General features: G+C 69.8%; 27 protein-coding genes and 1 pseudogene. 17 read left to right on the forward strand and 11 right to left on the reverse strand.

Going from position 1 to position 26,788, the window contains the following annotated elements:
• Window positions 1-154: 154 nt before the first annotated feature.
• Complete coding sequence (locus JAO81_RS26330; protein ID WP_374194352.1) at window positions 155-1,699, reverse strand: TldD/PmbA family protein; 1,545 nt, start codon at window positions 1,697-1,699, stop codon at window positions 155-157.
• A 217-nt stretch (window positions 1,700-1,916) separates the two neighbouring features.
• On the opposite strand from JAO81_RS26330, the gene fabG reads away from it, so the two are divergent.
• The 3 genes from fabG (at window position 1,917) to JAO81_RS26345 (ending at window position 4,047) form a co-directional block, all read left to right on the forward strand.
• On the forward strand, window positions 1,917-2,633 hold the full coding sequence (gene fabG, locus JAO81_RS26335) for a 3-oxoacyl-[acyl-carrier-protein] reductase (RefSeq protein WP_199550420.1): 717 nt from the start codon (window positions 1,917-1,919) through the stop codon (window positions 2,631-2,633).
• 2 nt (window positions 2,634-2,635) lie between these two features.
• Window positions 2,636-3,403, forward strand: coding sequence for an enoyl-ACP reductase FabI (gene fabI / locus JAO81_RS26340; protein WP_199550421.1), 768 nt, complete (start codon window positions 2,636-2,638; stop codon window positions 3,401-3,403).
• A 296-nt stretch (window positions 3,404-3,699) separates the two neighbouring features.
• Window positions 3,700-4,047, forward strand: coding sequence for a hypothetical protein (locus JAO81_RS26345; RefSeq protein WP_199550444.1), 348 nt, complete (start codon window positions 3,700-3,702; stop codon window positions 4,045-4,047).
• A 4-nt stretch (window positions 4,048-4,051) separates the two neighbouring features.
• Here JAO81_RS26345 and JAO81_RS26350 read toward each other — a convergent pair whose 3' ends face one another.
• Window positions 4,052-4,735, reverse strand: a complete 684-nt coding sequence (locus tag JAO81_RS26350) for a FadR/GntR family transcriptional regulator (protein ID WP_199550422.1) — start codon at window positions 4,733-4,735, stop codon at window positions 4,052-4,054.
• Between the two features lie 115 nt (window positions 4,736-4,850).
• Between JAO81_RS26350 and JAO81_RS26355 the strand changes: the two genes are divergently transcribed.
• From JAO81_RS26355 to JAO81_RS26365, 4 genes are all read left to right on the forward strand, one after another.
• Window positions 4,851-6,137, forward strand: coding sequence for an MFS transporter (locus JAO81_RS26355; RefSeq protein WP_233415936.1), 1,287 nt, complete (start codon window positions 4,851-4,853; stop codon window positions 6,135-6,137).
• A 60-nt stretch (window positions 6,138-6,197) separates the two neighbouring features.
• A complete protein-coding gene (locus tag JAO81_RS43455) occupies window positions 6,198-6,314 on the forward strand; it encodes an SGM_5486 family transporter-associated protein (protein WP_267913067.1) in 117 nt (38 codons plus the stop codon).
• A 225-nt stretch (window positions 6,315-6,539) separates the two neighbouring features.
• Window positions 6,540-6,749 carry a hypothetical protein gene (locus JAO81_RS26360; RefSeq protein WP_199550424.1) on the forward strand — a complete coding sequence of 70 codons (210 nt, stop codon included), beginning with the start codon at window positions 6,540-6,542 and terminating at the stop codon, window positions 6,747-6,749.
• A gap of 97 nt (window positions 6,750-6,846) precedes the next feature.
• Window positions 6,847-7,365 carry a histidine phosphatase family protein gene (locus JAO81_RS26365; protein ID WP_199550425.1) on the forward strand — a complete coding sequence of 173 codons (519 nt, stop codon included), beginning with the start codon at window positions 6,847-6,849 and terminating at the stop codon, window positions 7,363-7,365.
• Between the two features lie 146 nt (window positions 7,366-7,511).
• On the opposite strand, the gene serB is transcribed toward JAO81_RS26365, so the two are convergent.
• Complete coding sequence (gene serB, locus JAO81_RS26370) at window positions 7,512-8,729, reverse strand: phosphoserine phosphatase SerB (RefSeq protein ID WP_199550426.1); 1,218 nt, start codon at window positions 8,727-8,729, stop codon at window positions 7,512-7,514.
• Between the two features lie 182 nt (window positions 8,730-8,911).
• A complete protein-coding gene (locus JAO81_RS26375; protein WP_233415937.1) occupies window positions 8,912-10,489 on the reverse strand; it encodes a streptophobe family protein in 1,578 nt (525 codons plus the stop codon).
• Between the two features lie 282 nt (window positions 10,490-10,771).
• On the opposite strand from JAO81_RS26375, the gene JAO81_RS26380 reads away from it, so the two are divergent.
• The gene (locus JAO81_RS26380) at window positions 10,772-13,297 is read left to right on the forward strand and encodes an FHA domain-containing protein (protein WP_199550427.1); all 2,526 of its coding nucleotides are present in this window, start codon (window positions 10,772-10,774) and stop codon (window positions 13,295-13,297) included.
• A gap of 131 nt (window positions 13,298-13,428) precedes the next feature.
• Here the strand turns inward: JAO81_RS26380 and JAO81_RS26385 are convergent, their stop codons facing one another.
• From JAO81_RS26385 to JAO81_RS26395, 3 genes are all read right to left on the reverse strand, one after another.
• Window positions 13,429-14,133, reverse strand: a complete 705-nt coding sequence (locus tag JAO81_RS26385; RefSeq protein WP_199550428.1) for a transglycosylase SLT domain-containing protein — start codon at window positions 14,131-14,133, stop codon at window positions 13,429-13,431.
• A 297-nt stretch (window positions 14,134-14,430) separates the two neighbouring features.
• Entirely contained in the window at window positions 14,431-15,513 is a 1,083-nt protein-coding gene (locus JAO81_RS26390; RefSeq protein WP_199550429.1) for an S-adenosylmethionine:tRNA ribosyltransferase-isomerase, read from the reverse strand.
• Window positions 15,510-16,208, reverse strand: a complete 699-nt coding sequence (locus tag JAO81_RS26395; RefSeq protein ID WP_199550430.1) for an SDR family oxidoreductase — start codon at window positions 16,206-16,208, stop codon at window positions 15,510-15,512. The genes JAO81_RS26390 and JAO81_RS26395 overlap by 4 nt, the downstream gene beginning before the upstream one ends.
• A 171-nt stretch (window positions 16,209-16,379) precedes the next feature.
• Between JAO81_RS26395 and JAO81_RS26400 the strand changes: the two genes are divergently transcribed.
• The 4 genes from JAO81_RS26400 (at window position 16,380) to JAO81_RS26415 (ending at window position 19,171) form a co-directional block, all read left to right on the forward strand.
• Entirely contained in the window at window positions 16,380-17,525 is a 1,146-nt protein-coding gene (locus JAO81_RS26400; RefSeq protein WP_199550431.1) for a GAF domain-containing sensor histidine kinase, read from the forward strand.
• Window positions 17,526-17,541: 16 nt separating this feature from the next.
• Window positions 17,542-18,216, forward strand: coding sequence for a response regulator transcription factor (locus JAO81_RS26405; protein ID WP_307813726.1), 675 nt, complete (start codon window positions 17,542-17,544; stop codon window positions 18,214-18,216).
• A 183-nt stretch (window positions 18,217-18,399) separates the two neighbouring features.
• Entirely contained in the window at window positions 18,400-18,645 is a 246-nt protein-coding gene (locus tag JAO81_RS26410; protein ID WP_199550432.1) for a chaplin, read from the forward strand.
• A gap of 283 nt (window positions 18,646-18,928) precedes the next feature.
• A complete protein-coding gene (locus JAO81_RS26415) occupies window positions 18,929-19,171 on the forward strand; it encodes a chaplin (protein ID WP_199550433.1) in 243 nt (80 codons plus the stop codon).
• 181 nt (window positions 19,172-19,352) lie between these two features.
• Here the strand turns inward: JAO81_RS26415 and JAO81_RS26420 are convergent, their stop codons facing one another.
• A complete protein-coding gene (locus JAO81_RS26420; RefSeq protein WP_199550434.1) occupies window positions 19,353-20,135 on the reverse strand; it encodes a hypothetical protein in 783 nt (260 codons plus the stop codon).
• Between the two features lie 120 nt (window positions 20,136-20,255).
• Between JAO81_RS26420 and JAO81_RS26425 the strand changes: the two genes are divergently transcribed.
• From JAO81_RS26425 to JAO81_RS26440, 4 genes are all read left to right on the forward strand, one after another.
• The gene (locus JAO81_RS26425; RefSeq protein ID WP_199550446.1) at window positions 20,256-21,047 is read left to right on the forward strand and encodes an ABC transporter ATP-binding protein; all 792 of its coding nucleotides are present in this window, start codon (window positions 20,256-20,258) and stop codon (window positions 21,045-21,047) included.
• A 75-nt stretch (window positions 21,048-21,122) separates the two neighbouring features.
• Complete coding sequence (locus JAO81_RS26430; protein WP_165335362.1) at window positions 21,123-21,554, forward strand: NfeD family protein; 432 nt, start codon at window positions 21,123-21,125, stop codon at window positions 21,552-21,554.
• Window positions 21,555-21,698: 144 nt separating this feature from the next.
• Window positions 21,699-22,649, forward strand: a complete 951-nt coding sequence (locus tag JAO81_RS26435) for an SPFH domain-containing protein (protein WP_165335363.1) — start codon at window positions 21,699-21,701, stop codon at window positions 22,647-22,649.
• 6 nt (window positions 22,650-22,655) lie between these two features.
• Entirely contained in the window at window positions 22,656-23,423 is a 768-nt protein-coding gene (locus tag JAO81_RS26440; protein ID WP_199550435.1) for a sulfite exporter TauE/SafE family protein, read from the forward strand.
• A gap of 114 nt (window positions 23,424-23,537) precedes the next feature.
• Here JAO81_RS26440 and JAO81_RS26445 read toward each other — a convergent pair.
• From JAO81_RS26445 to JAO81_RS26455, 3 genes and pseudogenes are all read right to left on the reverse strand, one after another.
• Window positions 23,538-24,041 (reverse strand): annotated as a pseudogene (locus JAO81_RS26445) (HNH endonuclease); the annotation flags it as partial.
• 156 nt (window positions 24,042-24,197) lie between these two features.
• Entirely contained in the window at window positions 24,198-24,734 is a 537-nt protein-coding gene (locus JAO81_RS26450) for a YbhB/YbcL family Raf kinase inhibitor-like protein (protein WP_199550436.1), read from the reverse strand.
• 41 nt (window positions 24,735-24,775) lie between these two features.
• Window positions 24,776-25,558: a sporulation protein gene (locus JAO81_RS26455; RefSeq protein ID WP_199550437.1), complete on the reverse strand. Its 783-nt coding sequence runs from the start codon at window positions 25,556-25,558 to the stop codon at window positions 24,776-24,778.
• A 160-nt stretch (window positions 25,559-25,718) separates the two neighbouring features.
• On the opposite strand from JAO81_RS26455, the gene JAO81_RS26460 reads away from it, so the two are divergent.
• Window positions 25,719-26,360, forward strand: a complete 642-nt coding sequence (locus JAO81_RS26460) for a DNA-3-methyladenine glycosylase (protein ID WP_199550438.1) — start codon at window positions 25,719-25,721, stop codon at window positions 26,358-26,360.
• Window positions 26,361-26,788 lie beyond the last annotated feature (428 nt).

Raw genomic sequence — 26,788 nt, forward strand, 5'->3', positions numbered from 1 at the left:
AGCGTGGCCGATGGGGCGGTGGTCCAGAGAGTCCTGCGTATTTGACTATTAGTCAATACGAGGCGCGGTACGGGGCCGGCAGGCGCGGACTCCGCGCCTGCCGGGGTAAATCGTCATCCCGCCCGGGCCCCGGTCAATCCCGCCCAGATCCCAGTCAGTCCCGCCCGGCCTCCTGCGTCGTGTTGAGGATGTTCACGCCCTGGAACAGCGCCGAAGGACAGCCGTGCGACACCGCCGCCACCTGACCCGGCTGCGCCTTCCCGCAGTTGAACGCCCCGCCGAGCACGTACGTCTCGGGCCCGCCGACCGCCGCCATCGAGCCCCAGAAGTCGGTGGTCGTCGCCTGGTACGCCACATCGCGCAGCTGGCCTGCCAGTCGACCGTTCTCGATCTTGAAGAAGCGCTGGCCGGTGAACTGGAAGTTGTACCGCTGCATATCGATCGACCACGAGCGGTCGCCGACCACATAGATCCCGCGCTCGACCCCCGCGATCATCTCGTCGGTCGAGGGCCCTTCGGGCGCGGGCCGCAGCGACACATTGGCCATCCGCTGCACCGGGACATGCCCGGGGGAGTCGGCGTAGGCGCAGCCGTTGGAGCGCTCGAAGCCGGTCAACTTCGCGATACGGCGGTCCAGTTGGTAACCGACAAGCGTGCCGTCCTTCACCAGGTCCCAGGACTGCCCGGCCACGCCCTCGTCGTCGTACCCGACGGTCGCCAGGCCGTGCTCGGCGGTCCGGTCACCGGTCACGTTCATGATCTCGGAGCCGTACTTGAGCTTGCCGAGCTGGTCGAAGGTCGCGAACGACGTGCCCGCGTACGCCGCCTCGTAGCCGAGCGCCCGGTCCAGCTCGGTGGCGTGCCCGATCGACTCGTGGATGGTCAGCCACAGATTCGACGGGTCCACGACCAGGTCGTAGCGCCCCGCCTCGACGCTCGGCGCCCGCATCTTCTCGGCCAGGAACTCCGGAATCTGCGCCAGCTCCTTGTCCCAGTCCCACACGCCCTGCCCGAGGTACTCCCAGCCGCGCCCCACCGGCGGCGCGATGGTCCGCATCGAGTCGAACTCGCCGGTCCGCTCGTCCACGGCCACCGCGGTCAGCTGCGGATGCAGCCGCACCCGCTGCTGGGTGGTGACGGTGCCCGCGGTGTCCGCGTAGAACTTGTTCTCCTGCACGGTCAGAAGCGAGGCATCCGCATGCGCGACCCCCTCGGCCGCGAGCAGCCGCGCACTCCAGTCGGCGAGCAGCGCGGACTTCTCCGCGTCCGGCACATCGAAGGGATTGATCTCGTACGAGGAGATCCACTCCCTGTCGGCATGGACCGGCTCGTCCGCCAGCTGCACGCTCCCCCAAGGACTTCGTCCAGGGGGTACCCCCACGTCCGAACCGGCAGCCTTGATCACCTGCGCCGACAGCTTCGCCATCGCGACCGCCTGCGAGGCCACCTTCGCGGCCGCGTCCATCGTCAGATCGACCCCGGAGGCGAACCCCCAGCTGCCGCCGTGCACCACTCGTACGGCATAACCCAGATCTGTCGTGTCCGACGACCCGGACGGCTTGGCGTCCCGCAGCCGCCAGGAGGCGCTGCGCACCCGCTCGAAGCGGAAGTCCGCGTGCTGGGCCCCGAGCGCACGGGCCCGGGCGAGGGCGGCGTCGGCGAGCGCGCGCAAGGGGAGTGCGGTAAAGGTCGCATCGATGGCATGAGGGGCTGTGGGCACTTCGGGCACCACCCTTTCCGTAGGGACCTTCTGGCAGGACTTCTGCGCAGGCGCTTCTGTGCAGGTGCTCTGCGCGGGCACTTCTGTAGGGACCCGACAGGGACTGCTCCGTGCCACTGTCAGTGACCGATTCTCCGTAACCGCGGCGGGCCAGATAAGTTTCCGGGTATCCGACCACTATCGAAAGGGTGATCCGTTGAGCCGCTCGGTTCTCGTCACCGGAGGAAACCGGGGCATCGGCCTCGCCATCGCCCACGCGTTCGCCGAGGCCGGCGACAGGGTCGCGATCACATACCGCTCGGGCGACCCCTCGGACCTGGAGAAGGCAGGCTTCCTCGCGGTCAAGTGCGACATCACCGACACCGAGCAGGTGGACCAGGCCTACAAGGAGATCGAGGAGAAGCACGGTCCCGTCGAGGTGCTCGTCGCGAATGCCGGCGTCACCAAGGACCAGCTCCTCATGCGGATGTCCGAGGAGGACTTCACCTCCGTCCTGGACACCAACCTCACCGGCACCTTCCGTGTGGTCAAGCGCGCCAACCGCGGCATGCTGCGCGCCAAGAAGGGCCGCGTCGTCCTGATCTCCTCGGTGGTCGGTCTGCTCGGCTCCGCGGGCCAGGCGAACTACGCCGCCTCCAAGGCCGCCCTCGTCGGCTTCGCGCGCTCGCTCGCCCGTGAGCTGGGCTCGCGCAACATCACTTTCAACGTCGTCGCACCGGGTTTCGTCGACACCGACATGACCAAGGTGCTCACCGACGAGCAGCGCGCGGGCATCGTCTCGCAGGTGCCGCTCGGCCGGTACGCGCAGCCGGAGGAGATCGCGGCCGCGGTCCAGTTCCTGGCCTCCGACAACGCTTCGTACATCACTGGTGCCGTCATCCCCGTTGACGGCGGATTGGGCATGGGTCACTGACCATGAGCGGAATTCTCGACGGCAAGCGCATCCTCATCACGGGTGTGCTGATGGAGTCCTCCATCGCCTTCCACGCCGCCAAGCTGGCGCAGGAGCAGGGCGCGGAGATCATCCTGACCGCCTTCCCGCGGCCGACGCTCACCGAGCGCATCGCGAAGAAGCTGCCCAAGCCGACCACGGTCCTCGAGCTCGACGTCACCAACGACGAGCACCTCGCCGGCCTCGCCGACAAGGTCCGCGCCGATCTGGGCGGCCTCGACGGCATCGTGCACTCCATCGGCTTCGCGCCGCAGGACGCCCTGGGCGGCAACTTCCTCGACACCCCCTTCGAGTCGGTGTCGACGGCCATGCACGTCTCCGCGTACTCGCTGAAGTCCCTGACGATGGCCTGCAAGCCGCTCATGGAGAACGGCGGCTCGGTCGTCGGCCTCACCTTCGACGCGCAGTTCGCCTGGCCGCAGTACGACTGGATGGGCCCGGCCAAGGCCGCCCTGGAAGCGACCAACCGCTACATGGCGCGCTACCTCGGCCCGGAGAACATCCGCTGCAACCTGGTCTCGGCGGGCCCGCTCGGCTCGATGGCCGCGAAGTCCATCCCGGGCTTCTCCGACCTGGCCTCGGTCTGGGACAACCGCTCCCCGCTGGAGTGGAAGCTGGACGACCCGGAGCCCACCGGCCGCGCCATCGTCGCCCTGCTCTCGGACTGGTTCCCGAAGACCACGGGCGAGATCATCCACGTCGACGGCGGTCTGCACGCCGTGGGTGCCTGATTTCTTGTACGGGTGGGGGCGTCGTCCTTGTGACGGCGCCCCCTTCGCGTTGGCGCGGGCCCGTCGGCGCGGGCCCGTTGTCAGTGGGCGTCGGTAGCCTTGGAAGGGCTCGGCCCCCGGGAGGGAGGGGTCCGTCCAGCCACCAGGCCACCGGCGCCCGCCGCCCGTTCGGCCCCCCTCGCCCTGCGCCCCGCCCCCGAACACCGCACTCTGGAAGTCCAGTTCCCCCCCTTGAGGTGCAGCCGCGACGGCAGTGACTGCCGTGACGCGGTACGGCCGAGGAGGTCTTCCGAGTGGTGCGCAGAACGCGGCGGTACGGACCCCTCCTCGCGGGGCTGAGCCTGCTGCTGTTCCTGCCGTCCGGCACCGCGCCCACGCCGGCCGCCGCCGAGCCCGCCCCGCCGGGGCGCCCCTTCGGGTCGGCCTGCCGCACCGCCGTCGAGGGCGGCCGCGGCACGGCGTACTGCCACAACCCCTATCCCCCGGCGGATCACGTACGTCTGCACATCGAGTGCGACCGGTGGTGGGACATCGACTCGGACGCGGTGGCGGTCGCGGCGGAACCCGCGCTGACCGTGCGTCTGACCGGGCGCTGCTGGAAGGAAGTCCGCTCGGCCTGGGTCAGCCACAACCCCGTGCCTTGACGCCTCAGCGGTCCCGGAAGCGCTCCGGGCCGCACAGGAACGGATAGCTCGCCGCCTCCGTCGCCGCGGCCTCGGCGTTCCCGCCGCGGATCGCGTCGAGCAGCCGCGTGTGGTCCATGTGGTTCTCGGGCCGCAGCGTCTCGCCGATGTCGTCGCGCAGCCAGGACCGCAGCACATCGCCCAGATCCGCGTACAGATCCGTCAGGACGTCGTTGTGCGCGGCCGACACCACCGCGAGGTGGAAGGTCGCGTCCGCGTCGACGAACGCCTCGCGGTCACCGGACTCCCAGGCCTCCTCACGCCGTACGAGCAGGGCGTCCAGCTGCTTGAGATCGCGCTCGGTGCGCCGCTCGGCGGCCAGCTTGGCGCCGGCCGACTCCAGCGTGGCGCGCAGCTCGGCGATATGGCGGGGATCGGCGTCGGCGAAGCGCTGCTGCATCACGCCGGCCAGCTCGCTCGTGGCGACGACATACGTGCCCGAGCCCTGGCGGATGTCGAGGAGTCCGTTGTGCGCGAGCGCGCGTACAGCCTCGCGCACGGTGTTACGGGCGACGCCCAGCTGCTCGACCAGCTCCGGCTCGGTGGGGATGCGTGACCCGACCGGCCACTCGCCCGAGGTGATCTGGTTCCTGAGCTCGGCGATCACCTGGTCGGCGAGTGCCGAGCGCCGAGGGGACGACAGGGGCATGGGGCTCTTCCTTCGGCGCGAGGCGATACGGGATGACCGTACAGCCGACCGTGCCGCGGGCGTGGCCCGGGACCGACTGGACAGCCAATCATCCCATGATTCTATGATGGCTCCCATGGTCAGTGAGAAGTCGACAGTTCTGCCCGCGTCCGAAGCGGCCCCGAGCAGCGGTGCACAGCCCGGGCCCGCCCCGGCCGCGCGCACCTGGGCTGTGCCCTTCGTGATCGCCGGCATCGTCCTGGCCGCCCTGAATCTGCGCCCGGCCATCACCAGCCTCGGCGCCCTGCTCGAAGAGGTACGCGTCGGACTCGGCATGAGCGGCTCCGTCGCCGGTGTCCTCACCTCCGTGCCGCCCCTGTGCTTCGCCGTCTTCGGCAGCCTCGCCCCGCGCCTGGCCCGGCGCTTCGGACCGGTGGCCGTGGTCTGCGGCGGCATGGCCGCGATAGCCACCGGCCTGCTCGTACGCCCCTTCACCGGCAGCACCGCGGCCTTCCTCGCCACCAGCGCGCTGGCGCTCGCGGGCATAGCGGTCTCCAACGTGCTGATGCCGGTGGTCATCAAGGAGTGGTTCCCGCAGCGCGTCGGCTCGATGACCGGGCTCTACTCGATGGCCCTGGCGCTCGGCACCTCGCTCGCGGCCGCGATCACCGTGCCGGTGACCGAGGCGCTCGGCGGCAACTGGAAGACGGGGCTTGCCGTTTGGGCCGCGCTGGCCGCCGCCGCGGTGCTGCCGTGGCTGCCGGTGCTGCGGGGGCGCCGGTCGGACGCCGCCGAGCAGACCGCGGAGCGGGCCGCCGGGCCGCAACCCGCGTCGAAGCTGCGGATCACGCGCAGCCGTACCGCGTGGGCCCTGGCCGTGTTCTTCGGGCTCCAGGCCACCGGTGCGTACATCACGATGGGCTGGATGCCGCAGATCTTCCGTGACGCCGGGGTCTCGGCCGGGACGGCGGGTGTGCTGCTCGCGATCACCATGGCCGTGGGCGTGCCGCTGTCGTTCGTGATCCCGCGGATGGCGGCCCGGATGAACCACCAGGGCCCGATCGTCGTCGCCCTCGGCGTCTGCGGTCTCATCGGCTACACCGGCCTCTACCTCGCCCCCGCGGGCGGTGCCTGGGTGTGGGCGTTCGTGCTCGGCGTCTCCAACTGCTCGTTCCCGCTGGCCCTGACGATGGTCGGAATGCGGGCCCGTACGGGCCCGGGCGTGGTGCAGCTGTCGGCCTTCGCGCAGAGCGCGGGCTATCTGCTCTCGATCCCGGGACCGCTGCTCGTCGGTGTGCTGTACCAGCACAGTGGCGGCTGGGAGGCGCCGATCGTGCTGATGGGTGCGCTGCTCGTGCCGCAGATCCTCTTCGGCGTGATGGCCGGGCGGCAGCGGACCGTCGAGGACGAGTGCGCGGGCTGAAGCCTCCGCAGGCGTGACCCCGGCGGCGGGGGAGTGCGCAAAGGGTGCGAGACTGGCCGTATGCCTGTGCTCGACCCGCACCCCAAGAACGGCCAGAAGAAGCTGCTCGCCGTGTTCGGCGCCATGATGGCCATCACCGTGATCATCGGCATCATCGCCACGATCGTCTCGCCCTGACGCGGTCGCTTCAAGCCACGCCGCGTGCCGCCCGATCCGCGCTTCCCGTCTCCATGGTGGGGCTAGCTCCACCATCCCCTAGGGGGCTGGTGTCAGGGTCAAGTGGGTGGATCACCGGATGGGTTGGAGGCCCGCGCTTCCGTAGGTTCTTCAGTAAGCCGCGCAGCATCGAATTGCGGCTCCGCCGCGTGGTGCGGCGGACAGACCTGAAGACCCGGAGGCGTCATGTCGGCCCCAGCGCACACCCGCTCCCCGCAGCAGGCCCGCGCCCAGGCCCGGCTGCCCTGGTGGGGAATCGTCCTGCCGGTGATCGCCTTCGCCGTGCTGTTCATGATCGTGCTGCACCCCGCGGAGGCACAGGCCGCGACCGGTGATCCCGCGGTCGGGGACCTCCTCGGGCGGCTCAAGGAAACCTTGATGTTCCGCATCCCGTGAGGATGTTCCGCATCCCCGTGAGCCGGCCGTCACCCTTCAAGGGGGAGCCCGTCAACTCCCTGCGCCGCGTGGAGCGTTTCGTGCGAAGCTGGGACACATGAGTGTCGATACACCGCGCAGGCTCGTCCTCCTCAGGCACGCCAAGGCCGACTGGCCCCAGATCGCCGACCACGAAAGGCCGTTGGCCGAGCGGGGCCGCAAGGACGCCCCCGCCGCGGGCCGTCGGCTCGCGGAGAGCGCGATCGCCTTCGACCTGGCCGTCTGCTCCACGGCCGCCCGCACCCGGGAGACCTGGAAGCTGGCCGTGGGCGAGCTGCCGCAGCGCCCGAAGACCGTGTACGAGGAGAGGGTGTACGAGGCCTCTCCGGGCGAGCTGATCGCCGTGCTCAACGAGACACCGGACGACGTCGCCGACCTGCTCCTGATCGGCCACAACCCGGGCGTGCACGGCCTGGCCGACGTCCTCGCGGGCTCGACCGAGGGCGACGCCGGGGTCCGCATGGAACGCCGTGGGTTCCCGACCTCGGCGCTCGCGATGCTGACCTTCAAGGGGTCGTGGAAATCCCTGGAGCCCGGCGTGGCGACGCTGTTCGACTACTGGGCTCCGAACGAGTAAGGCGCCAACTCGCTTCATCCGATACGTGATCGAGGGCCCCGGCGCTTTGCTGGGGCCCTCACCGTTGTCTGCGCGTTCCTGGCGTGCGTGTTGCCTACGCGTTCCTGGCGTGCGTGTTGCCTATGCGTCCCTGGCGTCCGCGGTGCCTACGCGTCCCTGGCGTCCGCCGCCTCGACCTCTTCGCGCGTGACGCCCAGGAGGTAGAGCACGGTGTCGAGGAACGGGAAGTTCACCGCGGTGTGCGCGGCCTCCCGTACGACCGGCTTGGCGTTGAACGCGACGCCGAGACCTGCCGCGTTGAGCATGTCGAGGTCGTTGGCGCCATCGCCGATCGCCACCGTCTGCGCGAGCGGTACGCCGGCCTCCGCGGCGAAACGGCGCAGGAGACGGGCCTTGCCGGCCCGGTCCACGATGTCACCGGTGACCTTGCCGGTCAGTTTGCCGTCGACGATCTCCAGGGTGTTGGCGTGCGCGAAGTCGAGCCCCAGGCGCTCCATCAGATCATCCGTGACCTGTGTGAACCCGCCTGAGACCACGCCGACTTGGTACCCGAGCCGCTTGAGCGTGCGCACCAGGGTCCGCGCGCCGGGCGTGAGCCGCACCTCGGCCCGCACCTTCTCGACGACCGAGACGTCAAGCCCCTCGAGCAGGGCCACGCGGGCGTGCAGCGACTGCTCGAAGTCCAGCTCGCCGCGCATCGCGGCGTTGGTGACCTCGGCGACCTGCTCCTCGCAGCCGGCGTGTGCCGCGAACAGCTCGATGACCTCGTCCTGGATGAGCGTCGAGTCGACATCCATCACGACGAGCCGCTGCGCGCGCCGGTGCAGACCCGCCGAGACCACCGCGACATCGACACCGAGCGCCGCGGCCTCGGGGGCGAGCGCGGTGCGCAGCGGCTCGGTCGGGGTGCCGGAGACGGCGAACTCCACGGCGGTCACGGGGTACTTGGCGAGCCGGAAGATGCGGTCGATGTTGCCGCCGGTCGCGGTGATCCGCGCGGCGATCGCGGCGGTGGACTCGGCGGTCAGGGGGTGGCCGAGCACGGTGACGTGCGAGCGGCCCTCGCCGCGCGGCCGGTTGTCGCCCACACCCGAGATGATCTCGGCCTGCAGCTTCAGCGAATCGGCCCAGCTGTGCACGGTCGACCGCAGCTCGCCCTCGAGCCCGGCGGCGGGCTCGGTGACGAGCGCGCAGAGCACGATCCGTCCCCGGGTGACGACCTGTTCGAGGTCGACGACGTCCACGGAGAAGGCGGCAAGGGTGTCGAAGAGCCCGGCGGTGATACCGGGCCGGTCCTTGCCGAAGATCTTGACGAGGAGAGTGGGGACATCGGCGGTGGCCTGCGGGGGCTGCGGTGCGCTCATGGTGGGGAACACGGTAGCGGGCGCGGGTGAACGGTCGGTGAGGTGTCCCGGGTGGTGGACACACCTCGGCCCCTGCGGCGTTTGACCGGATCCGAACGAGGTTCGGATGCGGGAGTCCGGGGCGCGGCCCCGGTTTCGAGCAGGGCAGCCCCCGGTTTCGCGAAGGGGCGGGCAGGGGGGGATCACCGCCTCCGCCGACCACCCCCAGGCGGCCGCTCATCCGGAGGCGCAGGCGGCGGGTCACGGAACTCATCCGGCAGCTGCAGATACGGATTCGTCTGCGGATTGGCCGGCCGGAACGGCGGCGCCGGATCGTAGGGCCCGGATACCCCGGCCCCTTCCGCCGGATCGGCCGTCGACCCGGACGGCCCGGGCACACCCGTCCCGCCCGCCTCGGCAAACCCCGCCGCCCGCCCACCCGCGGCCCCGCTCGCGTAAGCCAGGAGCGCCCCGAGCCCCCCGGCCCCCGCTCCCCAGACGGCCCCGAGCAGCAGCCCCATCCCGGCCTGCCCCTGCAGCGACAGCCCCGCTCCGAAGGCGTCGAACCCGAGCACGGACAGCGACGCGTCCGCGGACACCGAGGTGAGCCACACCATGAGCGGGACGACCAGGGCGGTCACGGCACCGAGCCGTACCGCACACCGCCCCGCGAACCCCGCCGCCGACAGGGGGCCCACCGGCGTACGCGCCGCCGTGAGCACCCCCGCGAACAGCATCATCACCGCGACCGCCACCACCAGCAGCCACACCCGGCCGTCGAGCTCGGCAAGCCGTCCGACCGTCGCCGGCTCGTCCGCGGAGGCGGTGAAGAACTCGTCGAGCGGCGCCGGAAGAACCTCGGCCAGCGCGCCCGTCGCCTTGCCGTCCCAGGGCACGAACATGCCGAGCGGCACCGCGAGCCACACCCCGTTGGGCGCCCCGAGCAGCGCGGCCCCCGCGATCCGCCCGGGGTGGTCGTCGCCGATCGCCGCGTACGCCGCGGCCGCGAGCCCCGCCGCCACCGCCACCAACAGCACGGTCACCAGCGCCGAGACGGCCGGCCGCACGGCCCGGTGCAGGAACGTCAGCGCCGCCGGAAGGGGCGTACGCCGGGAGACGAGCAGCGCGATGACCAGCACCCCGAGCACCCACACCAGGGCACCGAGCAGCGAAGGACCCGTGTCCACGGTGAAGCCGACCGCCGCCTCGGCCTCGACGAGACCGCCGAGCCGGTCCGGCAGCAGCTCGCCGATTCCGCCCGGCAGATCGTCCGTGAGCCCGCCGTCCGGGAGTTGGTCGAGTCCGAGCGAGGCGCCGTCGAGGGTGATGACGTCGTGGCCGGCCCAGGCGAGCCCGGCGATCATCGCGAGGAAGAGCACCGCCACCGCGCAGGCCCGCGCGGCCAGCTCCCGGGGCGAGATCTCAACTCCGAGGGCGCGCAAGGACCGTAGGAAGAAGAAGGCGAGCAGGAGCGCGCCGGCCAGGCCGACTCCCAGCGGAGTCACCTCTATCGCGGTGGTCGCCTCCGCACCCTCCAGACCGAACGCCGAGACATCGCCCGACGGTGTCACCGAACCGCCCGCGCCGAGCACCACGGCCGCCGCCGTCATCGGTCCGAGCGAACCCGCGGTGTCGGCGCCGAGCAGATGGAGACCGAGCGCCGCGACGCCGGCCATGCCGACGAGCGCCCAGCTGACACAGGCGATCGCTGTGAGCAGCACATCTCCCCAGCGAATACGCCGTACTTGGCCGGCCGCCGCACTCGACCGCGTCGTGCTCATCGGCCGTCCCCCGATCCGTGGAGCTTTGTCTGTTTGAACCGGACAGTCCGTTTGGGGCGTTTACTGAAGGTTGCGCATGATCCGCGTGCACTGATGCGTGATTACCACTCTCCGGGGCGGTTTCCGGACCGTCAACGGGGCGAACAATGAGGCAGCTACGGACTCTTCACAAGGCCCGACTTTCGGACAGGGGGCTGAGCCTGAAATAGTTCCCCACGATGTTCGACATCCCTAGACTCCCCATGACGGGGCCAATCGGGGGACAACGTAGTGGGGCATGGAGTGCCGGAACTCGTACTGGAATTGAACGGACGGACCTGGACCCTGGATCCGTCCAGGTCATACACGCTCGGACGCGACCCGGGCGGTGATGTGGCGATCGACGACGCGCGGGTTTCCTGGCGTCACGCCACCATCAGCTGGGGCGGCCGGAGTTGGGTCATCGAGGACCATGGTTCGACGAACGGAACGTTCGTCCAGGGCCAGCGGATCCATCAGATGGAGATCGGTCCGGGCTCGGCGGTGCACCTGGGCAACGCCACGGACGGCCCGCGTCTGAAGCTCACCGGGGCGGGCGCCGCCGCGGCGGTCGCTCCCCAGCAGGCCCCCGCACAACAGGCGCAGCAGCAGGCGCGCCAGCCCCAGGCCGCGCCCCAGCAGGGCGGCCCCGGCTGGTCGCAGCAGCAGCAGCACCAGCCGCCGGCGCCGCAGCAGGGCGTACCCCAGCAGCAGGGCTGGCAGCAGCAGCCTTCGCCGCAGGTCCCGCAGCAGGGTGGCTCCGCGGGGGCGCCGCCGGTCTACGGGGACCGCAGCCCCACCACGTTCCACCAGCTGGCCCTCGGCCGCGTGATGCGGATCGGCCGTGCGCTCGAGAACGAGCTGGTCGTCTCCGACCTCCAGGTCTCGCGCCACCACGCAGAGTTCCACGCGACGCCCGACGGCCGGATGGAGATCCGCGACCTCGGCTCGCACAACGGCACTTATGTCAACGGTATGCCGGTCGCCAAGGGCGGCACCGCCCTGCTCGGCCCCAACGACATCGTCGGTGTCGGCCACTCGACCTTCCGTGTCGTGGGCGGCCAGCTCGAGGAGTTCGTCGACACCGGTGAGGTCTCCTTCTCGGCCCGCCATCTGACGGTCACCGTGGACGGTGGCAAGCAGATCCTCAAGGACGTCTCCTTCGGTGTACCGGAGAAGTCGCTGATCGCCGTCATCGGCCCCTCGGGCTCCGGCAAGTCGACGCTCCTGAAGGCGCTCACCGGGTACCGCCCGGCCAATCAGGGCGACGTCCTCTACGACAACCGAAACCTGTACAAGCAGTTCGCCGAGCTGCGCCAGCGCATCGGTCTGGTCCCGCAGGACGACATCCTGCACAAGGAGCTGACCGTACGGACCGCGCTGAAGTACGCGGCCAAGCTGCGTTTCCCCGCGGACACCACGCAGGCCGAGCGCTCCGCCCGGATCGACGAGGTCCTGCGCGAGCTCAAGCTCGACATCCACAAGGACAAGAAGATCACCTCGCTCTCGGGTGGTCAGCGCAAGCGTGTGTCGGTCGCCCTCGAGCTGCTCACCAAGCCGTCGCTGATCTTCCTGGACGAGCCCACCTCGGGTCTCGACCCGGGCATGGACCGCGACGTCATGCAGCTGCTTCGCGGTCTCGCGGACGACGGCCGCACCGTCCTTGTCGTCACGCACTCGGTGGCCGAACTGGCCATCTGCGACAAGCTGCTCGTGATGGCGCCCGGCGGCGCCGTGGCCTACTTCGGCCCGCCGGAGGAAGCGCTCAACTTCTTCGGCTACAGCACCTGGGCCGATGTGTTCTCGGCGTTCGAGAACTACCGCGACTACGACTGGGCGGGCCGCTGGAAGGGCTCGCAGCACTACCAGATGTACGCGGCCGACATCGACGCCGTCGCCGCGCAGCCGGTGCAGATGCCGCAGATGCAGGCGATGAAGCCGCCGAAGCCGCAGGGCTGGTTCGCGCAGCTGTTCACGCTGGTGCGCCGCTATGTCTCGGTGATCGCGTCCGACAAGGGCTTCATGGCCCTGATGGTGATCCTGCCCGCGGTCCTCGGCGTGGTCTCCACGCTGATCAACCCCGACCACGGCCTCAACCCCGGACCGAGGGGCCCGAACCCGGGCGCCGCCACCGTCCTGCTCATCCTTGCCGTCGGCGCCTGTTTCGCGGGTGCCGCCAACTCGGTACGTGAGCTGATCAAGGAACGGGTCATCTACGAACGGGAACGGGCCACGGGCCTGTCCCGCTCCGCGTACCTGATGTCCAAGGTGATCGTGCTCGGTGTGATCACCGCGCTGCAGGGCGCGCTCATCGCCGCCATCGGCGTCGGTGTGTCCGAGGTGCCCAGCGAGGGCCTGATCCTCGGCTCGTCCGTGAAGGCCGAGCTCGCCCTGCCGATCATGGCCCTCGGCTTCACCTCGATGATGTTCGGCCTGGTCATCTCCTCGCTGGTGAAGACCGCCGAGAAGACCATGCCGCTCCTGGTGATGTTCGCGATCATCCAGGTCGTCTTCACCGGCTGCCTCGTCACGCTCAACGGCCAGATCGGCGTCAACCAGCTCTCCTTCCTGATGCCGGCCCGCTGGGCGGTGGCCGCCGCAGGCTCCTCGCTGGACCTGAACAAGCTGTTCCCCAACGAGGACGACCCCACCTTGAAGGACCCGCTGTGGGAGCCCGAGGCGGCCACGTGGCTCCTCGACATGGGCTGCCTGCTCGCGATCGGCGTGGTGCTCGGCTTCATCGTGGCCCGGCTGCTGCGCCGGCACGAGCCCGAGGTCATGCGGAAGTAACCGCTGTCGTACGACGCCGAAGGGCGGCACCTCGTGTGGGGTGCCGCCCTTCGGCGTTGCTGGAGCGGTGCTGTAAGCCGCGTCGCAGCAGCCGCGTCGCAGCAGCCGCCTCGCTGTAGCGCTGAGCAGGCTCAGTAGGCGCTGTTCACGTTGTCGATCGAGCCGTAGCGGTCGGCCGCGTAGTTGGACGCGGCGACGAGGTTGGCGACCGGGTTGTACTGGTTGTGCTCGGTTCCGTCGACGTGGTACGCGTCGAAGGTCGGCTTGATGATCTGCAGCAGACCGATGGAGGGCACGCCGTTCTGGGCGTTGATGTCCCAGTTGTTGATGGCGTTGGGGTTGCCGGACGACTCGCGCATCACGTTCTTGTAGATGCCGTTGTACGTGCCGGGTATGCCTTCCTTCTTCATGATGTCGAGGGCCTGGCGGATCCAGCCGTCGAGGTTGTTGGCGTAGACCGGCTTGCGGGCGGCGGCCCGGCTCGCGGCCTCCTTCGCCTCGCGCTCCTTCTTCGCCTTGGCGTCGGCCTCGGCCTTGGCCTCGGCTTCCGCCTTGGCCTTGGCGTCGGCCTCGGCCTTCGCCTGCTTCGCGGCAGCGTCGTCGGCGTCCTTGGCGGCCGCGACGTGCTGCTTGGCGACGGTGGCCTGGACGTCCTTGTTGACGGTGAAGGCGACGGGCGCGGCGGAGATGTCGGCGGCGGCCTGCGAGGTCTCGGTGGCGTTGCCCGGCACGACGGAGACCGCGAGAGCAGCGGCGCCGAGGACGGCGACGCCGGCCATCGAGATCTTCTGGCTCTTGGTCAGGGCAGCCTGGCCAGTGGTGCGGTGCTTGGGCATGACGAATGGACCTCTTCGAATAGCGGGGTCGCTCGCCTTTCCGTACCGGAAGCGAATTCCGGCTTTCCCGCGCTGTGGCCTGTTGAGCCACGGCGCCGAGCGACGGGAGCCATTCTTAGCGGCCGCAAAATTCCGTGGCAAAGGTGTGACGTACGAAGGCGCTTAGTGGATCATGTGCCGGGACCTAAGTCCTGAATAGGGCGTTCTGGCCGACCAGAGGCCCCCTAGGGGTCTACTAGGGGGCCTCGTAAGTGACCTGCGTCCTATGCGCGGGCTCACATCGAACACGTAACAGTCTCACCAAACGTTGCCAGAGCAATTCAGTGAGTCACAGCCCTCATTCGGAAGGATGAGGTGACTGTCCCCGAACTCATGCCAGAGGTAGAGCCCCTGTACTGCCTGCGCATAAGAACGCTCCAACGCGGGCTTTCCCGCAATGGCTTCGAGCATCAGAAGATGTGACGCCTCGGGCTCGTGCAGCCCGGTGATGAGTCCGTCCACCACCCGCACCCCGCGCTCCGGAGTCACCACGAGGTCCGTCCAGCCCGCGGCCGGCCGCACCACACCGTCGCCGCCGGCAGCCGACTCGACGGCACGTACGCCGGTCGTGCCGACCGCGATGATCCTGCCGCCGCCCGCCTTCGCCGCGTTGATCAGCCGGGCGGAGGCGGCAGGCACCTCGAAGCGCTCGGGATACGGCGGCTCATGCGCCTCCGCGGAAGCGACGCCCGTATGCAAGGTGACCGGAGCGAACTGCACACCCCGGCTCACCAGCTCCGCCACAAGGCGCGCGGTGAACGGCCGCCCCGCGCTCGGCATCTCCGCCGAGCCGATCCCGCCGGGCTGCGGCAGCGCGAACACCGTCTGATACGCGGCCAGGGGCTGGTCCCTCCTCGTGTACGAGTAGCGGATGGGCCGCCCGTACCGGTCGAGCAGACCCGGCACGTCCGCCGCCACCCGCGCCCACCACAGCCGCGTCCCCGTGGGATCCAGCGGCTCCTCCAGTACGAGGGCGGCTCCGCCCTCCAAGGTCACCACCCCCGGCCCGCCCGTCCGCGCCCGCGTGGTGCCCCGCTCGTCCGGCTCCCGCAGCTCCACGGCCCAGCGCCCGTCGTCGCCGCGCGTGGAGAAGTGGACGACCACGCGCTCGGTACCGATCCGGCCGTCGACCGCGGCCGCCAGCGTCGGCGACGTATTGACGAGGAGAAGGTCGCCGGCGCGCAGCAGTCCGGGCAGCGCACGGAAGTCGTGGTGCGAGACCGCCGTGCCGCGCGAGACGAGCAGCCGCACCGAGTCGCGGTCGCGCCCCGGGCCGCGCTGCTCCGCGGGCTCGCGCGCCGAGAGCTCCCCGGGAACCCGCAGTGCGTCCAGGACGCTCATCGTGTCTCCAGGAGTGACGGCGCGGAGTACCGCCCGCTGGGCGGCCGCTCGTCGAGCAGCCGCAGGAACGCGGGCACGACCGTCTCCGGTTCGGGTCGTCCCGAGTCGTCGTCGAGCGGCACCGCGGCCTGATAGAGAGCGGTCCGCATGTCGCCCGGGTCCACCGCCCACACCCGCAGCCCCGGCTCCTCCACGCCGAGCACCGCGGTCAGCTGGTCGAGCGCCGCCTTCGAGGCCCCGTACCCGCCCCAGGTCTCGTACGCCTCGGCCGCAGCGTCCGAGCTCAGCGCGACGACCGCCCCGGCCGCCGACTCCCGCAGCAGCGGCAGCGCTTCCTGTACGAGACCGAGCGGCGCCACCACATTGGTCTCCAGGGCCTCGCGCAGCCCGTCGAGCGAGTGCTGTTCCAGGCGTACGAGCGGTTCCGCGCCCAGCACGCTCGCGTTGTTCACCAGCAGATCGAGCCCGCCGAGCTCCCGCGCCGCGGCGACGAGCGCCGACCGGTGCCAGGCGTCCGTGACCGTTCCCGGCAGCGCCACCACCCGCGTGCCGTACGTGCCGAGCTCCTCGGCCGCCTTCGCCAGCGCGTCCGGGGACCGCGCGTCGACGACAAGATCCCAGCCCCGTTCGGCGAGCGCGCCGGCGAGCGCCTTGCCGAACCCCTTCGAAGCCCCCGTGATGATCGCAACCGGCATGATGACCGTCCCCTCTGTACGTCGCTGCCCCCAACGTAGGAACCCGGACCTGCTCGGCACCTCGTACGCGAGGCCCGCTCGTACAAGGTCCTTCGGACTACGCCCCGGGTCCTAGCCGGAGGCGGTCGAAGGCCCGATACGGGTATCAGGACCCGCCGGTACGGTGTGTCCATGACCGACGGCCCCCGATCCGGCCTGTACGCCGTGAGCACCGCGCTCCTGGCGATGAGCAGGCATCTCGAAGTACGCGACGTCCTGAAGACGATCGTGGCCTCGGCCCGTGAACTCCTCGACGCCCAGTACGCGGCGCTCGGCGTGCCCGACGACCACGGAGGCTTCGCGCAGTTCGTGGTGGACGGGGTGAGCGACGAGCAGTGGAAGGCCATCGGCCCGCTGCCGCGCCAGCACGGCATCCTCGCCGCGATGCTGCACAAGGACGCGCCCGAGCGGCTCGCGGATGTCCGCGAGGACCCGCGCTTCGAGGGCTGGCCCTCCGCGCACCCCGATATGTCGGACTTCCTCGGCCTGCCCATCCGCGACGGCGACGAGACTCTGGGCGCCCTGTTCCTGGCGAACAAGAACTGCCCGAAGCCGGAAGGCGGTTGCGGCTTCACGGAGGAGGACGAGGAACTGCTCGGCATACTCGCCCAGCACGCCGCCATCGCCCTCACCAACGCCCGGCTCTACGAGCGCAGCCGCGAGCTCACGATCGCCGAGGAACGCACCCGCCTCGCCCATGAACTGCACGACGCCGTCAGCCAGAAGCTGTTCTCGCTGCGCCTGACCGCACAGGCGGCCGCCAAGCTGATCGACCGCGACCCGGTACGCGCCAAGGGCGAACTCCAGCAGGTCGCCGCCCTCGCCGCCGAAGCCGCCGACGAACTGCGCGCCGCCGTCACGGAGTTGCGGCCCGCCGCTCTTGACGAGGACGGTCTGGTCGCCACCTTGCGCACCCATATCCAGGTCCTCGACCGCGCCCACGCCCCACAGGTCACCTTCCGCTGCGAGGGCGTACGGGCCCTGCCCGCCTCGCAGGAGGAGGCCCTGCTGCGCGTCGCCCAGGAGGCCCTGCACAACGCGCTGCGCCACTCCGGCGCCGCCCGGGTCGACGTCGTACTGGAGAAGCGCGGCCAGGGAGCGGTGCTGCGGATCACCGACGACGGACAGGGATTCGAGCCGCGCGAGACCCGGCGGGCCGGGCGTCACCTCGGCCTTGTCTCCATGCGGGACCGGGCGAGCGGGGTCGGCGGCCGGCTCACGGTGGAATCGGCGCCCGGCAAGGGCACCACGATCGAGATGGAGGTGCCCGGTGGCTGAAGAGGAGAGGGGCGGCGTGAAGCGTCCCGTTGGAAGGGCGGTGGCGGGCGACGGGAGCGCGATCCGTGTCCTGCTCGTCGACGACCACCAGGTCGTACGCCGAGGACTGCGCACCTTCCTGGAGATCCAGGAGGACATCGAGGTCGTCGGCGAGGCCTCGGACGGCGCCGAAGGCGTCGAGCGCGCCGAGGAGTTGAAGCCCGACGTGGTCCTGATGGACGTCAAGATGCCCGGCATGGACGGCATCGAGGCGCTGCGCAAACTGCGCGAACTGGCCAACCCCGCCCGGGTGCTGATCGTCACCAGCTTCACGGAGCAGCGCACGGTCGTCCCCGCGCTCAAGGCGGGCGCGGCGGGTTACGTCTACAAGGACGTGGACCCCGATGCCCTCGCCGGCGCGATCCGCTCCGTCCACGCGGGGCACGTCCTGCTCCAGCCCGAGGTGGCCGGGGTGCTGCTCGCCCAGGACGAGGGCAACGGGGCGCAGGGGCGCGGCGGTTCACTCACCGAGCGCGAGCGCGAGGTGCTCGGCCTGATCGCCGACGGACGGTCCAACCGGGAAATCGCCCGCGCGCTCGTCCTGTCGGAGAAGACCGTCAAGACCCACGTATCGAACATCCTGATGAAACTCGACCTCTCCGACCGGACACAGGCCGCCCTGTGGGCCGTACGGCATGGACTGAACGGCTGATCAGGGGCGATCGCCGCTGGGCAGGACCGTTTCGTCAACGCCCGGATGCGGACCGTCGTGTTCCGGACTGAGATTCATACTGTCGTGTGGATGTCCCCTGGGCGGCGCATCCCGAGCGGACATGGGCCGTTCTCCTTGCATGCTGCGGCGGCTGGCCGTGGCACTCGCAAGGAGGACACAGAAGTGAAGAACCTGAAGAAGGCTGCAGCCGTCACGATGGTGGCGGGTGGCCTGGTTGCCGCCGGTGCCGGTCTCGCGTCCGCCACGGATGGTGCGCACGCCGACGGCAAGGCCACCAAGTCGCCGGGCGTCGCCTCGGGCAATGTCGTCCAGGTGCCGGTCCACGTGCCGGTCAACGCCTGTGGCAACACGGTGTCCGTGATCGGTCTCCTGAACCCCGCCTTCGGCAACGACTGCTTCAACGGCTGACGTTCGCCAAGGTCGAGGCACTGACCAACCGGCCCTCCAGGCACTGCCTGGGGGGCCGGTCGCGTGCCCGGGGTCTGTACGTCCAGGGGCGTGTGCGTCCGGGGTGCGCGCGTGCGAGGGCGTTCCGCAGATCTTCGGCCTATTGATCCAAACGGGGGGCATCCAGCGGCGGTCCGTGTCATCCGGACGGCCCATGCGTTCTTCAGCGTGCGACCCCGCGGCTGGGGTCGCTGAACACTGAACTCCCGCACTGTGTGCGGGACTTGTATGGAGGAACAACCCCATGAACTTCGCCAAGAAGGCCGCCCTGGTCGCCGCCGCCGCTTCGATGGCCGCGGGCGCCTCCGCCGGTGCCGCGTTCGCCGACTCCGACGCGGACGCCAAGGCCCTGCAGAACCCGGGCGTCGCCTCCGGCAACACCGTCCAGGTGCCGGCCCACGTGCCCGTGAACGTCAGCGGCAACTCCGCCAACGTCATCGGTGCGCTGAACCCGGCGTTCGGCAACGCTGCCTCGAACGTCAGCTGACCTTCAGCACCCCGAAGCCCCGCGAACACCTTCCGGTTCGCGGGGCTTTCCGCTGCCCCCGGGGGGTCAGCGGATCACTCTGCCCCGCCTGCGGGGACCGCCCTCCCCAGGCTGAGCGGACCGCCCCCACCCAGGCGAGCGGCCGACCCGCCCAGGTTCAGCGGACCGCCCCCACCAAGGCTCAGCCCCGCAACAGCTCCTCCACATAGGCGTTGTACGCGGCCACCTGCGCCCTGCGCGCCGTACGCTCCACCGGCCGCAGCGCCTCGGCCCGCGCCCCCATCTCGGAGGCGCTGACGGCCCCGCCGTGCCCGTTCTCCTGCGCCACGGAGATCAGCAGCCCGACCCGCTGCGCCAGCTCCAACACCCGTACCGCACGCGGCGGATACCCCGGAGCGAGCACCTCGCGCCCCCGCTCCGCGCGCGCCCGGTACGCGTCCACCGCCGCCTCGGCGACCGGCCCCGAGCCCGCGACGTCCAGCTTCGTGAGCAGCGCCGTCGCCTCCCGCAGCGCCTCGGCCAACTCACGCTCCGCCTCGCCGAGCGAGGGCACGTCGGGGGGCGGCGCCTCCCGCACCGGCAGACAGTGCCAGAGGACTTCCACGTGGACGTCGCCGTCGGGCCCCGCCTCGTACACCTCGGGTACGAGTCCGAGCGCGACCCCCTGGCAGATCACGGCCTCCTCCGCCTCGAGGGCCCGCGTGTTGAACTCCGCCGGTCCGCTCAGCCCCAGCGGATGCCCGGGCGCCGGCAGTGCGACCCGCAGCCCCTGGGCGCCGAGCGCCCGCAGCCGGCCGAGCGCGAGCGTCAGGCCGACCGGTCCCGCTTCACCCGGCACCCCCTCGACGCGGTGAACGGCGTCGTCGCCGACGATGGCGAGCACAGCCTCATCGGGCGAGACAAGTCCGGCAATCAGTGCATTACCCCAAGAGGCCAACTGGCCCGAGCGTGGTTCCGTGAGCATGGACACCAGACTAAGGACCGTACTGACGACAGGAGCCTCTCCCCGGTGGCGTAGGTTTTCCCTGGGGGCGGCGTTTACTGACGCTCGCAAGTTCCGATACGCATGGGAGACAGCACGCTCATGAGCGATGTGCTCGAGCTGGAGGACGTGTCCGTGGTCCGAGGGGGCCGCGCACTGGTGGACCAGGTCTCCTGGTCGGTGAAGGAGGGGGAGCGCTGGGTCATCCTCGGCCCCAACGGCGCCGGCAAGACGACGCTGCTCAATGTCGCCTCCAGCTACCTGTTCCCGAGCAAGGGCACCGCGACCATCCTCGGTGACACCCTCGGCAAGGTCGATGTCTTCGAGCTGCGCCCCCGTATCGGCATGGCCGGTATCGCCATCGCCGACAAGCTCCCCAAGAGCCAGACCGTCCTGCAGACCGTCCTCACCGCCGCGTACGGCATGACCGCCGGCTGGAACGAGCAGTACGAGGACGTCGACGAGCAGCGCGCCCGCGCCTTCCTCGACCGCCTCGGCATGTCCGACTTCCTGGACCGCAAGTTCGGCACCCTCTCCGAGGGCGAGCGCAAGCGCACCATGATCGCCCGCTCCTTGATGACCGACCCCGAGCTGCTGCTCCTGGACGAGCCGGCCGCCGGCCTCGACCTCGGCGGCCGCGAGGACCTGGTCCGCCGCCTCGGCCGCCTGGCGCGCGACCCCATCGCCCCCTCGATGATCATGGTCACGCACCACGTCGAGGAGATCGCCCCCGGCTTCACCCACGTCCTGATGATCCGCCAGGGCAAGGTCCTCGCCGCAGGGCCCCTGGAGCTGGAACTGACCTCCCGCAACCTGTCGTTGTGCTTCGGCCTCCCGCTCGTGGTCGAACAGGTCGGCGACCGCTGGACGGCGCAGGGCCTGCCCATCTCCTGACCCCGTAACAACCCGCACCGGAGAGCAGCACAGGGGCACGCGCACCCTGTCCCGGGCAGGGCCCCCGCCCCTACCATGAACACCATGGACGCTTGGGTGTGGTGGCTGATCGGCGCGGTAGTCCTGGGCATTGCGCTCGTGATCACCGCGATGCCCGAACTCGGGATGCTCTCCGCCGGCGCAGTGGCCGCCGCCGTGACCTACGGTCTCGGCGGCGATGTCGTCCTCCAGGTGATCGTCTTCGCCGCCGTCTCGGTCGCGGGGATCGCCGTCGTACGGCCGGTCGCCGCCCGCCATGGCGCACAGCGGCCCCAACTCGCCACCGGAGTGGACGCGTTGAAGGGCAAACAGGCCGTCGTCCTGGAACGGGTCGACGGCCGCGGCGGCCGGATCAAGCTCAACGGCGAGGTCTGGTCGGCCCGTTCACTCGACGCGGCGCAGGCGTACGACGTGGGCCAGCAGGTCGACGTGGTGGACATCGACGGTGCGACGGCGGTCGTGATGTAGCGGCAGCACTATCTGCCCGAACAGGGCTCGCGGCACACGCCGGTCTGACAGACTCGATCAGCAAGATCTTCCAGAGGTGCGCGAACCTCCCAGAGGTGCGCGGACCACGCGGCGTATTCAGGCTCGAAGGGCACGGGGAGCGCGATGCAACCGGTCATCATCGTCCTCATCATCCTGGTGGTGTTGGTCTTCATCGCCCTGATCAAGACGATCCAGGTGATCCCGCAGGCCAGCGCAGCCATCGTCGAGCGCTTCGGCCGCTACACCCGCACGCTGAACGCGGGACTGAACATCGTCGTCCCGTTCATCGACTCGATCCGCAACCGGATCGACCTGCGCGAACAGGTCGTCCCGTTCCCGCCCCAGCCGGTGATCACCCAGGACAACCTGGTCGTCAACATCGACACCGTCATCTACTACCAGGTGACCGACGCCCGGGCCGCCACGTACGAAGTCGCCTCCTACATCCAGGCGATCGAGCAGCTCACCGTCACCACGCTGCGCAACATCATCGGTGGCATGGACCTCGAGCGGACCCTGACCTCCCGCGAGGAGATCAACGCTGCGCTGCGCGGCGTCCTCGACGAGGCCACCGGCAAGTGGGGCATCCGCGTCAACCGCGTCGAGCTCAAGGCGATCGAACCGCCCACCTCCATCCAGGACTCGATGGAGAAGCAGATGCGCGCCGACCGTGACAAGCGCGCCGCGATCCTCACCGCGGAAGGTATCCGCCAGTCCCAGATCCTCACCGCCGAAGGTGAGAAGCAGTCGGCGATCCTGCGCGCCGAAGGCGAGGCCAAGGCGGCCGCCCTGCGCGCGGAAGGTGAAGCACAGGCGATCCGTACGGTCTTCGAGTCCATCCACGCCGGTGACCCCGACCAGAAGCTGCTCTCGTACCAGTACCTCCAGATGCTGCCGAAGATCGCCGAGGGCGACGCCAACAAGCTCTGGATCGTGCCCAGCGAGATCGGCGACGCCCTCAAGGGCCTGTCGGGCGCGTTCGGCAACTTCGGCGGCGGAGGGCTCGGCCCCAACGTAGGGCCACAGGCCGGTGCGCCCGCGACGGAGCGCCGCGAACAGCCTCCGCTCGACTGATCCGCGGTGACCGCCTGGGAGATGGTCGGGGTCCTTGCCGCCGGATTCGGTGCAGGGGCCATCAATACGGTGGTCGGCTCCGGGACCCTCATCACCTTCCCGGTGCTTCTCGCCATCGGTCTGCCGCCGGTCACCGCCACCGTCTCCAACGGACTCGGTCTGCTCCCCGGCTTCGCCGGCGGAGTCTTCGGCTACCGCCGTGAACTGGCCGGCCAGCGGGCTCGCGTCCTGCGCTTCGGCATCGTTGTCACCGCGGGCGGCCTGTGCGGAGCGATCCTGCTCCTGACGCTGCCGCACTCCGCGTTCGAGATGATCGTGCCGGTCCTCGTCGGCCTCGCGCTCGTCCTGATCGCCCTCCAGCCCCGGATCACCAGGGCGCTGCAGCGCCGCCGCGAACGCAAAGGGCAGCCGGGCAGCGAGTTCGGCGGCCCCTGGCTGCACATCGGCCTGTTCCTCGCGAGCGTCTACGGCGGCTACTTCACCGCCGCCCAAGGCATCCTCTACATGGCCCTGATGGGCATGTTCCTCGGCGAATCCCTGCAGCGCACCAACGCGGTCAAGAACATCCTGGCCGCCATGGTCAACGCCGTGGCCGCCCTCTTCTTCCTCTTCGCCGCCCACTTCGACTGGACCGTGGTCCTGCTGCTCGCGGCCGGCTCCTTGGCGGGCGGCTTCGTCGGCGGCACATACGGCCGCCGCATCCCCTCGGGCTGGCTGCGCGGCTTGATCGTGGCGGTGGGTAGCGTCGCGTTGGTGCAGCTCATCGTGCGCTGAACGCCCGTGCCCATGGGGGTGTGGGGGGCGTGAACCCCCCACACCTGAAGCCGCCGCGGAGCGGCGGGGCAACTCCGGGCCGCAGGCCCGCATCGCAGGGCGTGTGCGGTACGCCGCTACGGACTGAGTCAGCCACTCCGGCAGAGCGGGACGGTCATCCGCGGCCAGAGCGAACAGCATCGCGTCACTGGGCGTCGGCACGAACGGCTCGAACAGCAGCGGCATCCCGGCCTGCTCCGGAGTCCGGTCCGCCTTGCGGTGATTGTCGGCCGCACACGAGGCCACCGTGTTCAGCCAGGTGTCCCCACCGCCCTGAGCCCGCGGTACGACGTGGTCGATCGTGTTCGCCCTGCTGCCGCAGTACGCGCACTTGTTGCGGTCCCTGATCAAGACACCCCGCCTCGACCAGGGAGCGTGTCTTCGGAACGGCACCCTGACGTACCGGCAGAGCCTGATCACCCGAGGCACCGGCAGCTCCACCGCGGCCGCACGCATGCGCAGTTCGGGGTGGGCCTGCTCGACGACGGCCTTATCGGTCAGAACCAGCACGACAGCCCGGTTCAACGTCACCGTCGACAGCGGCTCGAAGCTCGCGTTCAGCACCAGCGTGTCCCGCATCTCGCCCACCCTCCCGTGCGCACCAGCCCACCCCCTCGGCGGACTGGGATCAACTCTGGCCGGGCGGGCTGATCTGGACAACGCATTAAAAATGCCCGCTCCTGATCACTTCCATGACCAGGAGCGGGCAAACAGCCGGTGAAGGCTCAGTTTCGCTCAGTTCTCATCAGGTGCCTCGTACTCACCGATGAGCTGCGCACGCGCCAGCGTGTGGAACCGGAGATTGAAGCCGACGACGGCCGGCGACGCGTCCGCGTCGGGCCCCAGCTTCTCCTGGTCCACCGCGTACACGGTGAAGACATAACGGTGCGAGCCGTCCCCGGGCGGGGGAGCGGCTCCACCGAAGTCCTTCGTCCCGTAGTCGTTGCGCGCGTGCACCGCACCCTCGGGAAGCCCCTCGAACTTGCCGCTCCCGGCACCGGCCGGCAACTCGGTGACCGACGCCGGGATGTCGAAGAGCGACCAGTGCCAGAACCCACTGCCCGTAGGAGCATCCGGGTCGTAACACGTCACCGCGAAGCTCTTGGTCTCCGCCGGGAAGCCCTCCCACCGCAGCTGCGGCGAGACATTGCCCTGCGCGAACACCTGGGCGTCGCCCAGGACTTCACCCGGCGCGACATCGTCGCTCAGCACCGTGAACGACGGCACCTGGGGGTGGAAGTCATGGGGGAGCGGTCGCCGCTTGTCCGTCACGTCAAACCTCCGGTCGGCTGTCTCGGGTCCGGCCTCCGAGCCTAGGCCCAGTTGCGCTTTCCGCCGACCTTGGACAGCCACTCGTTCAGGTAGGCGTTCCAGTCCGTGCCCTGGTAGTCGTTCAGACCCACCTTGAACGCGCGGAAGGTGTCGCCGCCCTGGTTGAACAGACCCGGCTTCTTGTCCATCTCGAGCACGACGTCCATCTCACGGTCATCGGCGACGAAGGACAGCTCGACCTGGCTCAGACCCTGGTACTGCGACGGCGGGAAGAACTCGATCTCCTGGTAGAACGGCAGCTTCTGCCGCGTACCGCGGATGTGACCGCGCTCCATGTCCGCGCTCTTGAAGCGGAAGCCCAGCTGGATGAAAGCGTCGAGAATCGCCTGCTGCGCCGGCAGCGGGTGCACATTGACCGGGTCAAGGTCACCCGAGTCGACCGCACGCGCGATCTCCAGCTCGGTGGTCACCCCGATGTTCATGCCACGCAGCGCCTGGCCGTCGATCGACGTGATCGGCGTCTCCCACGGGATCTCCAGCCCGAACTGCACCGCGTGCAGCGCATTGGCCTTCAGCTCGAAGGCGCCACCAAGACGCTGCTTGGTGAACTCGATGTCCTGCTTGACCTCCTGGTCACCACCCTCGACCTCGACCCGCGCCTGCAGACCGACGGAGAGAGCCTCGATCTGCTGATCCACGGACCCGCCCTGGATCCGGACCTCACCCTGGACCACACCGCCCGGAACCACGTTGGCCTCGGTCAGCACCGTCTCCACGGACGCGCCTCCGGCACCCATGCTCGCAAGCAGCTTCTTGAATCCCATGTCAGTCCTCCCCGTGCCGCACACAGGCGGCCCGTCTTGATCAGCGATCTCTCATCTACAAACGCGAACCGGCAGGCGCTGGTTCCGGCCCACACCCTTCCAAGCGCCGGGCCCCCTGACCACCCACCCGTACAGAACCTTTGCACTACGCTCGTACGCCATGATCGCGGCCCCCGACCGTACGCCCCTGCCCCGCTCGTTCTTCGACCGCCCCGTACTGGAGGTGGCCCCCGACCTCCTGGGACGCACCCTCGTCCGCGCGACCCCCGACGGTCCGATCGCGCTGCGCCTCACGGAGGTGGAGGCATACGCGGGGGAAGCCGATCCCGGCTCGCACGCCTATCGAGGCCGCACGGCCCGCAACGGCGTGATGTTCGGCCCGCCCGGCCACGCATACGTCTACTTCACGTACGGCATGTGGCACTGCCTCAACCTCGTCTGCGGCCCGGAGGGCTTCGCGAGCGGGGTCCTGCTGCGCGCCGGCGAGATCGTCGAAGGCGCCGAGCTCACCCGGCACCGACGCCTATCGGCCCGCAATGACAAGGAACTGGCCAAAGGCCCGGCCCGCCTCGCCACCGCCCTCGACGTCGACCGCGCCCTCGACGGCACGGACGTCTGCGCCGGCCCGGACGCCCCACTCTCCCTCTATACGGGTACGCCCGTGCCCTCCGACCAGGTACGCAACGGTCCGCGCACCGGCGTCTCCGGTGAGGGAGGGGTGCACCCCTGGCGCTTCTGGATCGCCAACGACCCGACCGTCAGCCCTTATCGGGCCCATACGCCCCGACGGCGGACGTCTTGACGGGACTTGACGCATCCCAGGGGGATCCGTAATGTAGTCCGAGCCGCTTGAACCGGGTACTGCCTTCGACAGCAGCCGGAAGCGGCCAAACCACTACTGCGACTTCCCTCAACGGGGTCTATTTCGGCATGCCGGAATTCGATCCCGAGACTCGATTATGAGTTGCCGAAGGAATCCGCTAACGTAGTGAATGTCGAAAGGCCGCAAGGCCGAATAGGCAGCCGAAAGGCAGCCGAAAGGCAGCCGAAAGGCAGCCGAAAGGCAGCCGAAAGGCAAATCCCGCCGACTGGGAATCGGGCCCGAAAGAGTCTGATAGAGTCGGAAACACCGAAGGGAAGCCCGGAGGAAAGCCCGAGAGGGTGAGTACAAAGGAAGCGTCCGTTCCTTGAGAACTCAACAGCGTGCCAAAAGTCAACGCCAGATTGACA

The organism is Streptomyces sp. N35 (genome assembly GCF_016464295.1).
Taxonomy (GTDB): Bacteria; Actinomycetota; Actinomycetes; order Streptomycetales; family Streptomycetaceae; genus Streptomyces.

Excerpts from the sequence above, each read along its gene's own strand:
- fabI (WP_199550421.1), top strand. The coding sequence starts at position 2,636 with ATGAGCGGAATTCTCGACGGCAAGCGCATCCTCATCACGGGTGTGCTG.
- JAO81_RS26350 (WP_199550422.1), bottom strand. The coding sequence starts at position 4,735 with ATGCCCCTGTCGTCCCCTCGGCGCTCGGCACTCGCCGACCAGGTGATC.
- JAO81_RS26355 (WP_233415936.1), top strand. The coding sequence starts at position 4,851 with ATGGTCAGTGAGAAGTCGACAGTTCTGCCCGCGTCCGAAGCGGCCCCG.
- JAO81_RS43455 (WP_267913067.1), top strand. The coding sequence starts at position 6,198 with ATGCCTGTGCTCGACCCGCACCCCAAGAACGGCCAGAAGAAGCTGCTC.
- JAO81_RS26360 (WP_199550424.1), top strand. The coding sequence starts at position 6,540 with ATGTCGGCCCCAGCGCACACCCGCTCCCCGCAGCAGGCCCGCGCCCAG.
- JAO81_RS26365 (WP_199550425.1), top strand. The coding sequence starts at position 6,847 with ATGAGTGTCGATACACCGCGCAGGCTCGTCCTCCTCAGGCACGCCAAG.
- serB (WP_199550426.1), bottom strand. The coding sequence starts at position 8,729 with ATGAGCGCACCGCAGCCCCCGCAGGCCACCGCCGATGTCCCCACTCTC.
- JAO81_RS26375 (WP_233415937.1), bottom strand. The coding sequence starts at position 10,489 with ATGAGCACGACGCGGTCGAGTGCGGCGGCCGGCCAAGTACGGCGTATT.
- JAO81_RS26385 (WP_199550428.1), bottom strand. The coding sequence starts at position 14,133 with ATGCCCAAGCACCGCACCACTGGCCAGGCTGCCCTGACCAAGAGCCAG.
- JAO81_RS26390 (WP_199550429.1), bottom strand. The coding sequence starts at position 15,513 with ATGAGCGTCCTGGACGCACTGCGGGTTCCCGGGGAGCTCTCGGCGCGC.
- JAO81_RS26395 (WP_199550430.1), bottom strand. The coding sequence starts at position 16,208 with ATGCCGGTTGCGATCATCACGGGGGCTTCGAAGGGGTTCGGCAAGGCG.
- JAO81_RS26400 (WP_199550431.1), top strand. The coding sequence starts at position 16,380 with ATGACCGACGGCCCCCGATCCGGCCTGTACGCCGTGAGCACCGCGCTC.
- JAO81_RS26415 (WP_199550433.1), top strand. The coding sequence starts at position 18,929 with ATGAACTTCGCCAAGAAGGCCGCCCTGGTCGCCGCCGCCGCTTCGATG.
- JAO81_RS26420 (WP_199550434.1), bottom strand. The coding sequence starts at position 20,135 with ATGCTCACGGAACCACGCTCGGGCCAGTTGGCCTCTTGGGGTAATGCA.
- JAO81_RS26425 (WP_199550446.1), top strand. The coding sequence starts at position 20,256 with ATGAGCGATGTGCTCGAGCTGGAGGACGTGTCCGTGGTCCGAGGGGGC.
- JAO81_RS26430 (WP_165335362.1), top strand. The coding sequence starts at position 21,123 with ATGAACACCATGGACGCTTGGGTGTGGTGGCTGATCGGCGCGGTAGTC.
- JAO81_RS26435 (WP_165335363.1), top strand. The coding sequence starts at position 21,699 with ATGCAACCGGTCATCATCGTCCTCATCATCCTGGTGGTGTTGGTCTTC.
- JAO81_RS26455 (WP_199550437.1), bottom strand. The coding sequence starts at position 25,558 with ATGGGATTCAAGAAGCTGCTTGCGAGCATGGGTGCCGGAGGCGCGTCC.
- JAO81_RS26460 (WP_199550438.1), top strand. The coding sequence starts at position 25,719 with ATGATCGCGGCCCCCGACCGTACGCCCCTGCCCCGCTCGTTCTTCGAC.